At 67.3% G+C, this 8,591-nt stretch carries 8 protein-coding genes; 5 read left to right on the plus strand and 3 right to left on the minus strand.

Translation table 11 applies throughout. The features are described 5' to 3' along the window. The 4 genes from QW881_RS19265 (at nucleotide 1) to QW881_RS19280 (ending at nucleotide 4,888) form a co-directional block, all read left to right on the plus strand. Nucleotides 1-1,065, plus strand: coding sequence for an extracellular solute-binding protein (locus QW881_RS19265; RefSeq protein WP_315758076.1), 1,065 nt, complete (start codon nucleotides 1-3; stop codon nucleotides 1,063-1,065). After that, nucleotides 1,062-2,150: an ABC transporter ATP-binding protein gene (locus tag QW881_RS19270; RefSeq protein ID WP_315758077.1), complete on the plus strand. Its 1,089-nt coding sequence runs from the start codon at nucleotides 1,062-1,064 to the stop codon at nucleotides 2,148-2,150. The genes QW881_RS19265 and QW881_RS19270 overlap by 4 nt, the downstream gene beginning before the upstream one ends. A 93-nt stretch (nucleotides 2,151-2,243) precedes the next feature. Beyond that, on the plus strand, nucleotides 2,244-3,332 hold the full coding sequence (locus QW881_RS19275; protein WP_409999023.1) for a DUF917 domain-containing protein: 1,089 nt from the start codon (nucleotides 2,244-2,246) through the stop codon (nucleotides 3,330-3,332). Nucleotides 3,333-3,334: 2 nt separating this feature from the next. Then, nucleotides 3,335-4,888, plus strand: coding sequence for a hydantoinase/oxoprolinase family protein (locus QW881_RS19280; RefSeq protein ID WP_315758079.1), 1,554 nt, complete (start codon nucleotides 3,335-3,337; stop codon nucleotides 4,886-4,888). Nucleotides 4,889-4,898: 10 nt separating this feature from the next. Here the strand turns inward: QW881_RS19280 and pncA are convergent, their stop codons facing one another. Then, nucleotides 4,899-5,534 (minus strand): bifunctional nicotinamidase/pyrazinamidase, encoded by a 636-nt coding sequence (pncA, locus tag QW881_RS19285; protein ID WP_315758089.1) that lies wholly within the window; start codon nucleotides 5,532-5,534, stop codon nucleotides 4,899-4,901. A gap of 170 nt (nucleotides 5,535-5,704) precedes the next feature. Here pncA and QW881_RS19290 point away from each other — a divergent pair, with 170 nt between their 5' ends. Then, nucleotides 5,705-5,998 carry a hypothetical protein gene (locus QW881_RS19290; RefSeq protein WP_315758080.1) on the plus strand — a complete coding sequence of 98 codons (294 nt, stop codon included), beginning with the start codon at nucleotides 5,705-5,707 and terminating at the stop codon, nucleotides 5,996-5,998. Between the two features lie 262 nt (nucleotides 5,999-6,260). Here the strand turns inward: QW881_RS19290 and QW881_RS19295 are convergent, their stop codons facing one another. Both QW881_RS19295 and QW881_RS19300 read right to left on the minus strand, forming a co-directional pair. After that, entirely contained in the window at nucleotides 6,261-6,461 is a 201-nt protein-coding gene (locus tag QW881_RS19295; RefSeq protein WP_315758081.1) for a DUF3606 domain-containing protein, read from the minus strand. A 76-nt stretch (nucleotides 6,462-6,537) separates the two neighbouring features. Then, a complete protein-coding gene (locus QW881_RS19300) occupies nucleotides 6,538-8,088 on the minus strand; it encodes an aldehyde dehydrogenase family protein (RefSeq protein WP_315758082.1) in 1,551 nt (516 codons plus the stop codon). Nucleotides 8,089-8,591: the final 503 nt, after the last annotated feature.

Consider the following 8,591-nt stretch of genomic DNA (forward strand, 5'->3'; position numbering starts at 1 on the left):
ATGACCGCCTCATCGCGTCGTTTTCCTCTGAGCCGCCGCCGCCTGCTGACCGCGGCTGCGTCGCTCGGCGCCGGCGTTGTCGCTGCTCCCTATGTCGCGCGTGCGGATGAGCCCGTTCTCAACGTCACCGGCTGGGGCGGCAAATGGGGTGACGTGATGAAAGCCGAGATCGGCCCGGCCTTCGAGAGCGAGTTCAAGTGCAAGCTCAAGACCGACACCGCGCTGCCGTTCCTGCCAAAACTGCAGGCGAGCTCACGCTCGGCCCCGGTCTACGACGTGCTGCACACCAACTCCAACGAGCAGTGGGCGGCCGTGGAGATGGGTCTCGTCGAGCCCAAGGTCGACCCCAAGCTGGTTCCGAATATCGCCGACGTCTATCCTTACGCCGTCAGCGACAAGATCGTCGGCGTCTGCATCTTCACCAGCGCCATCGGTCTCGGCATGCGCACCGACAAGGGCTATGGGAGCGTCACGTCGTGGAAAGACTACTGGGATGCGAAATTCAATGGCGCGCGCGGCGGCTATGTGATCCCAGCCAATAGCCTGGGACAGGCGTTCGTGATGATGTGCGGCGCGCTGTATGGCAAGGGCCAGACCGACCTCGACGCCGCCTATGCAGCGCTGGAGAAGCTGAAGCCGATCAAGCTGGTCGACTTCACCGGCGCGATGGAGAAGCTGATCCTGTCCGGTGAGGTCGGCCTCGGCATCCTGCATGATTCCGGCATCTATCGTTACGACGGTCAGAACCAGCCGGTCGACTTCGTCACGCCGAACGAGGGCGTGCTGTCGCTCGAGCAAGTGCTGAGCATCACGCCCGGCAGCAAGGTGAAGGAGCTCGCCAACGCCTATATCAACTACATGCTGCGCCCCGAGGTTCAAAAGCGCCTCGCCGAGACGGTGTGGTATTCGCCGGCCAACAAGAAGGTCAAGCTCGACGCCAAGTATGACGCCAAGCTGCTGACGACGCCGGAGAAGGTCAGCAAGCTGATCCAGGTCGACTGGAAGTGGTACAATGCACGAAAAGACGAGATCGACAGCCGGGTCAACCGGATCTTCCGCGCATGAGCGCTGCCATCGAGATCGCCGCGGTCAGCAAGATCTATGACGGCGGCGTACGCGCACTCGATGCGGTTGCCGTGAACATCAGGCCTGGCGAGTTCTTTTCGCTGCTCGGCCCGTCCGGCTGCGGCAAGACCACCACCCTGCGCATGATCGCCGGCTTCGACAGCCCAAGCGCCGGCGAGATCCGCCTCGACGGCGCCGACATTACCCATGTGCCGGCGCACAAGCGCGACATGGCGATGGTGTTCCAGAACTACGCCCTGTTTCCGCACCGGACCGTGGCCGAGAACGTCGCCTTCGGCCTGCGCATGCGCAAGATCGACAAGGCGACGATTGCCGCGAAGGTGAAGGCAGCGCTGGCGATGGTTGAACTCGGAGGCCTGGAGAACCGCAGGCCGGCGCAACTGTCCGGCGGACAGCAGCAGCGCGTCGCGCTCGCCCGCGCCATCGTCATCTCGCCGCGCGTGCTGCTCTGCGACGAGCCGCTCGGCGCGCTCGATAAGAAACTGCGCCAGCAGATGCAGTTCGAACTCAAGCAGCTGCAGAAGACGCTCGGCCTCACCCTCGTGTTCGTCACCCACGACCAGGAAGAGGCGCTGGCCATGTCGGACCGCATCGCGGTCATGAACGCCGGCCGCATCGAGCAGATCGGTACCCCGGTCGAGATCTACGATCAGCCGCGAACGCGTTTCGTCGCCGATTTCATCGGCGACACCAACATTTTTCGCGGCCAGCGCGTGACCTTGGACAATGGCGTCGGCATAGCCGTCGGCAACGGTCTGGTGCTGGCCCTGGCGGACACGGTCGCAGCAGCCGAGGGCGAGGTTCTGTCGGTCGCGCTGCGGCCGGAGAAGATCTCGGTGTCGCCAGCCGAGGTGGCCGATGCCAAGCGGACAGGCATGTCCGCGCGCGGCACCGTCGAGAGCACCAATTTCCTCGGCGGCGCGGTGCTGTACCGCATCGCCCTGGAGAGCGGCCAGCACGTGCTGGCGCAACAGCCGAATTCCGGAGCTGGTCCGCTCCACGCGCCCGGTCAAACGGTCACGCTCGACTGGCGTCCGGCTGATCTCGTCATTCTCGAGGATTGATATTGTGAACGTTGGATTCTTATTCCCGCAGCAGTACCGTGCGCCGCAGTCACAGAGCACCGTCGAAGAGCTCGTGCCGTGAGCGCAGCCGGCATGGAGACGATCAGCCTCGACGACATCGAGGCGCTCGCGGTCGGCGCCTGGATCCTCGGCACCGGCGGCGGCGGCAGTCCCTATCTCGGCCTGCTCAACCTGCGCCGGCTCTATGCGGAGGGACATCGCGTGCAGATGATGTCGCCGCTCGACCTCGCCGACGACGACTGGGTCGCGGTGGTCTCCAACATGGGCGCCCCCTTGGTCGGGCAGGAACGGCTGGCCGACAGCCGCAGCATCGCGCGTGCGGTGCGCATGCAGGAGGAGATCAACGGCATCACATTTCGCGCCGTGATGTCGGTCGAGATCGGCGGCGGCAACGGCATGCAGGCGCTGATGGCGGCGGCGCATCTGAACATCCCCGTGGTCGACGCCGACTGCATGGGCCGCGCCTTTCCCGAGGCGCAGATGACGTCGGTCGCGATCGGCGACCTCAAGCCCTATCCCTGCACGCTCTACGATCCGCGCGGCATCGAGGCCGTCGTGACCAAGGTGCCGAGCTGGAAGTGGATGGAGCGCGCCAGCCGCAAGATCTGCGTCGAGATGGGCTCGATCGCCTCGACCAGCAAGGCGCCGCGCACGGGCCGCGAGGTCAAGGACTGGGGCATCCATTTCACCACCACCAAGGCCATCGCCATCGGCCGCGCGGTCGAGGCCGCCAACAGGAGCCACCACGATCCGATCGCGGCGATCCTCGATTGCGAGGGCGGGCAGCGGCTCTTCAATGGCAAGATCGTCGACGTCGAGCGCCGCACCACCGAAGGATTTCTGCGCGGCAGCGCCGTGATCGAGGGCAGCGACGACGATCGCGGCACCCGGCTCAAGCTGTCGTTCCAGAACGAATGGATCGTGGCTTGGCGCGATGGCGAAGCCATCGCGATGTCGCCGGACCTGATCTGCGTGCTCGACAGCGTCAACGGCCACGGCATCGGCACCGAGACGGTGCGCTACGGCCAGCGCGTCACCGTGATCGCGCTGCCCGCACCGGCCGTGCTGACCAGCCCGCGCGGGCTCGAATTCGTCGGCCCGCGCGCCTTCGGCTATGACCTCGATTTCCGGTCGCTGTTTGCGACCCCTGGAGCTCCCTGAGAATGAAGCGGATTGGCATTGACGTCGGTGGCACCAACACCGACGCCGTCTTGATTGCCGACGACGAGGTCGTCCACTCCGTCAAGAGCGCAACCACCGCCGACGTCACCTCCGGCATTCTCGCCGCGCTCAGGGCGCTGCGAGAAAATCCCGCCGCGGCCGTGCCGGTCGATGCGGTCGTGATCGGCACCACGCATTTCATCAATGCGGTGGTGCAGCGGAGGCACCTGCAGAGGATCGGCGCCATCCGAATCGGGATGCCCGCCTCCGCCTCGCTGCCGCCGTTCTGCGACTGGCCGGCCGATCTCGCCGCGCTGGTCAGCGCCGAGACCTTCATGCTCGAAGGCGGCCACGATTATGATGGCCGTCCTTTCATGCCGCTCGACACGGCCGGATTGAGGGCCGCCGCGCACGCGATCAAGGCCAAGGGCCTGCGCGCGGTCGCGGTCGCCTCGTCGTTCTCGCCGCTCGACCCGAGCTGCGAAAACACTGCGCGCGAGATCCTCGCAGAGATCTGCCCCGAGGTCGCCGTCACCTTGTCGCACGACCTCGGCCGCATCGGACTGCTGGAGCGCGAGAACGCCGCCCTGCTCAATGCCGCGCTCCACGACCTCGCGGTCACGACGGTCGCCGCCTTCCGCAAGGCGATCGCGGAGTCCGGCATCGATGCGCCGCTGTTCCTGACGCAGAACGACGGCACCGTGATGCAGGCGGAGATCGCGACCGCCTTCCCGGTCATGAGCTTCGCCTCCGGCGCCACCAACTCGATGCGTGGTGCCGCGTATCTCTCCGGCCTCGACGACGCCATGGTGGTCGACGTCGGCGGCACCACCAGCGACATCGGCCAGCTGCGCCACGGTTTTCCGCGCGAGGCCAACGCCGTCGTCGAGGTCGGCGGCGTCCGCACGCTGTTCCGCATGCCCGATTTGCTCTCGATCGGACTCGGTGGCGGCAGCCATGTCGAGCAGGATCCGGTCCGCGTCGGCCCGCTCAGCGTCGGATACCGGCTGACATCCGACGCGCTGGTATTTGGCGGCGACCGTCTGACCGCGACCGACATCGCGGTCGCCGCGGGGCTGATCGACATCGGCGACAGATCGCGCGTCGCGCATCTGCCGAAAGGCCTGATCGACGCCGCGCTCGCCGACGCCCACCGCAAGCTCGAGGGCGACATCGACCGCATGAAGACCGAGGCCGGCGACGTGCCGCTGCTCGCGGTCGGCGGCGGTGCCTTCCTGGTGCCGGAGCGCCTCGCCGGCATCTCCAACACCGTCCGCGTCGACCATGGCGACTGCGCCAATGCGGTCGGCGCCGCCATCGCCCAGGTCTCCGGCGAGGCCGACCAGGTCTTCCGCGACCTCACCCGCGACGAGGCCATCGCGGCGGCGCGGGCCATCGCCGAGGAGCGCGCGGTGCAGGCCGGCGCCGACCGCGACACGCTCAAGACGGTCGATGTCGAGGACATGCCCATCGCCTACCTTCCCGGCAACGCGCTGCGCGTCCGTGTTCGCGTCGCCGGCGCCATCGCCGAGCCGACCATCGGCGCGGCGGCGTAGTCCATTGTCATCACGCCAGCTCGGCGATCCGCTCGACCCCGGCCTCCGCGCCTTGCGCCTTGGCCGCCGCCATCGAGCCGCCGAGGTCAATGCCCCGGCAGGCGTTGTCGACGACGATGGCCGCGAAGCCGAGCCGCCGCGCATCGACCGCCGAATAGTGCACGCAGAAATCGGTGGCGAGACCGACGAGAAAAACCCGCTTCAGGCCGCGCTCGCGCAGATAGCCGGCGAGGCCGGTGGGCGTGGTCTTGTCGTTCTCGAAGAACGCCGAGTAGGAATCGATCGCGGCACGAAAGCCCTTGCGGATGATGAGCTGCGCCTTGTCGGTCGCAAGATCGGCATGGAAGGCCGCGCCCGGCGTGCCTTGGATGCAGTGATCCGGCCACAAGGTCTGCGGTCCGTAGGGCATCGTGACGGACTCGAACGGCGCCTTTCCCGGGTGGCTCGAGGCGAACGAGCTGTGTCCCGCCGGGTGCCAGTCCTGGGTGAGGACGATATGATCGAACATCCCGCTCAGCCGGTTGATCACCGGCACCACGGCATCGCCGTCGGCCACGGCGAGCGCGCCGCCGGGACAAAAATCGTTCTGCACATCGATGATGAGCAGCAAATCCTCGTTGGCCTTGATCTGCATTCCGGTCTGCATCCGTTTCACGCGTACTCCATCAAGGATGGCCCCGGCCCGCGGCAATCTCAAGCCGGACCGCCGAACAATCCGCGGCAAGCCAGCCCCTCCATTTTGGAATCCCTGCCCTGCAGGCCGGGCCTGGAAACGCCAGCCGATTCATGGATTCTCCCGGCGGGAGAGAATGGCCGATGCAGACTGCCGTCACACACCATTCCAAGAGCCAGCGTCTCGAGCGCTGGGCGGTCGCCACTCTGCGCGAGGCCGGCGCGATCGTCGAATGCGAACAGCACGGCTGGATGCGCGAGCGCGGCGATCCGCATGCGCTGGCGCGGGCACTTCGCATCGCACGCGACGATCCGCCACGCGGCTTGTGTAGTTCGGACGCGCTCGCGGCGATCGAGGATGTCCTGGCCGCGACCGGCGACACCTGTCCTGATTGTTCACGGCACGGAGAGCCGGAATATCCGCCGAGATTCAAATAAGTGATTCCGTAGCTACCCCGAGATGCCCTAGCCTGAGGCCTCCAGCGGGAGGCGCAATCATGCCGAATCATCCGGTCCCGTGGCTGCTGCGCAAGCCATGCCCGACCTGCGGCCGTGCGCTCGCGGTTCGCGAGGGCAAGGGCGGGCGCCGCGAGCTTACTTGCCCGACCTGCGATGGGCCCGATCCGCTGCACTCGCCCAAGGCGCTCCGCTGGGCGAGGGGATCGCTTCGGCCGCCGGAGCGGCCGAAGCAACATTGACGTCATTGGCGCGTAAGCTTGCGCTCGACTTTCTTCCGGCTGTTGCCGACCTTCTTGACCGCCTTCTTCACCGCGGACGCCGAGCGGCCGCTTTTCTTGGCTTCGTAGCGGACTTCGTAGTCCTGTCCACCCCCGACGCGGGCGCGATCCTGCTTGCGTCCGCGCGCGGACTTCGCGGTGGATGTCTTCTTCTTCGCTGCCATGGTGCATCTCCTTCTCAGCGCGCAACGCGCGACCCATCGAAGCGGTTCCGCCGATGAGGAAGGCCCATCGCATCGATCAGCCGACGTCGAACTTGACGCCCTGCGCCAGTGGCAGGCTGCGGCCGTAGTTCACGGTGTTGGTGGCCCGGCGCATATAGGCCTTCCACGAATCCGAGCCGGACTCGCGGCCGCCGCCGGTCTCCTTCTCGCCGCCGAACGCGCCGCCGATCTCGGCGCCCGAGGGACCGATATTGACGTTGGCGATGCCGCAATCGGAGCCGCGCGAGGACACGAACAATTCGGCCTCGCGCAGATCATTGGTGAAGATCGACGACGACAGGCCCTGCGGCACGGCGTTGTGCAGCTCGATCGCGGTATCGAGATCACGATACGGCATCACGTAGAGGATCGGCGCAAAGGTCTCGCGCTCGACCGGGCCTGATTGCGCTTCGATCTCGACCAGCGCCGGCCGGACGTAATAGGCCTGCTCGAAGCCGCCGACGGCGACGCGCTCGCCGCCGAACACGCGGCCGCCGTGATCGCGCGCGGCGCTCAGCGCGTCCTGCATGGCGTCGTAGGCGCCGCGATCGATCAGCGGGCCGATCAAGGTGCCCTGCTCCAGCGGATTGCCGATCGCGACCGAGGCGTAGGCCTGCTTCAGCCGCGGCACGAGCTGGGCGTAGACATCGGCATGCACGAATAGGCGGCGCAGGCTGGTGCAGCGCTGGCCCGCGGTGCCCATCGCGGCGAACGCCACGGCGCGCAGGGTCAGACCGAGATCGGCCGTCGGCGTGACGATCGCGGCATTGTTGCCGCCGAGCTCGAGGATGGCGCGGGCAAAGCGGCCGGCAAGGCAGGCGCCGACGACGCGGCCCATGGCGGTCGAGCCGGTCGCCGACACCAGCGGCACCCTGGCATCGTCGACCAGCATCTCGCCGACCGTGCGGCCGCCGAGCAGCAGGCCGGCAAGCCCCTCCGGCGCCTCACCACCCTCGCGGCGATAACGTTGCAGCGCGCGCGCCAGCAGCGCGTCGGTCGCGAGCGCGGTCAGCGGCGTCTTCTCCGACGGCTTCCAGACGACGCTGTTGCCGCACACCAGCGCAATCGCCGCGTTCCAGGCCCACACCGCCACTGGGAAATTGAAGGCGGAGATCACGCCGGTGACGCCGAGGGGATGCCAGGTCTCCATCATGCGATGCTCGGCGCGCTCGGTCGCGATGGTCAGCCCATAGAGCTGGCGCGACAGGCCGACGGCGAAGTCGCAGATGTCGATCATCTCCTGGACCTCGCCGAGCCCCTCGGAGACGATCTTGCCGGCCTCGATCGAGACCAGGCGACCGAGCGCAGCCTTGTGGGCGCGCAGCTCCTCGCCCAACAGCCGCACCAGCTCGCCACGCTTCGGCGCGGGCACGAGGCGCCACTGCAAGAACGCGGCATGGGCGCGCGCGATCGCCGCGGTCGCATCCGCCCTGGTGTCGTCGTGCACATGGGCCAACACCTCGCCGGTCACGGGCGAACGCGCGGCGCGCGTCCCACCGCGCAGCCGCTCCGGCGCAACGCCGAGCGAGGTCAGGATCTCGGCCGTTTCCGCAACGAGGGTCAGGGGCGATGCTTGGCTGGGCGACATATGCAACTCCGGATTGTCCCCCGCACCGGTGCGCGCGAGACGTCATGAATGGTCCATCGTAAACGCCCCCGTGTAGATCAAATCCGGCTGCGGCGCGAGCACCCGGGCGCTGGGCAAACGGCCACTGGGAAGGTCGCTCGTCGGCTCATGGGGGCGTCCTCCCGCTCGTTCTGCCTCGCGCGCGCGCAGGCTGAGCCTTCTGGCGCGCATCGGCGAGATCCCGCGACGCAGCGCGCCCGGGCTGATGGGATCGATGAGCCCGCGCGAAACACGAGGGCGCAGGGAATGCCGGGAGCTGGCCGCCCCCATGGCCCGCCTGCGAAAAAAATGCAGGCGGCAGGAACCACAGGTTCAGCCGAGACATCCCGGCATTCCCCGCGCGATGGTCTTCACGATTATATCGTGATCTCCTCGGTGTACGGCTCTTTAGCTGTGGAGCCTCAGGAGGTTGTCCTCGGTTAAACCGAGTCTGCTGATAGGCGGCTGGGAGTTTATGCCGCCGT

Origin of the sequence: Bradyrhizobium sp. SZCCHNS3016, assembly GCF_032484535.1 — a bacterium.
Classification (GTDB): Bacteria; Pseudomonadota; Alphaproteobacteria; order Rhizobiales; family Xanthobacteraceae; genus Bradyrhizobium.

Coding starts and splice junctions, on each gene's coding strand:
- QW881_RS19265 (WP_315758076.1), top strand. CDS start 1: ATGACCGCCTCATCGCGTCGTTTTCCTCTGAGCCGCCGCCGCCTGCTG.
- QW881_RS19270 (WP_315758077.1), top strand. CDS start 1,062: ATGAGCGCTGCCATCGAGATCGCCGCGGTCAGCAAGATCTATGACGGC.
- QW881_RS19275 (WP_409999023.1), top strand. CDS start 2,244: ATGGAGACGATCAGCCTCGACGACATCGAGGCGCTCGCGGTCGGCGCC.
- QW881_RS19280 (WP_315758079.1), top strand. CDS start 3,335: ATGAAGCGGATTGGCATTGACGTCGGTGGCACCAACACCGACGCCGTC.
- pncA (WP_315758089.1), bottom strand. CDS start 5,534: ATGCAGACCGGAATGCAGATCAAGGCCAACGAGGATTTGCTGCTCATC.
- QW881_RS19290 (WP_315758080.1), top strand. CDS start 5,705: ATGCAGACTGCCGTCACACACCATTCCAAGAGCCAGCGTCTCGAGCGC.
- QW881_RS19295 (WP_315758081.1), bottom strand. CDS start 6,461: ATGGCAGCGAAGAAGAAGACATCCACCGCGAAGTCCGCGCGCGGACGC.
- QW881_RS19300 (WP_315758082.1), bottom strand. CDS start 8,088: ATGTCGCCCAGCCAAGCATCGCCCCTGACCCTCGTTGCGGAAACGGCC.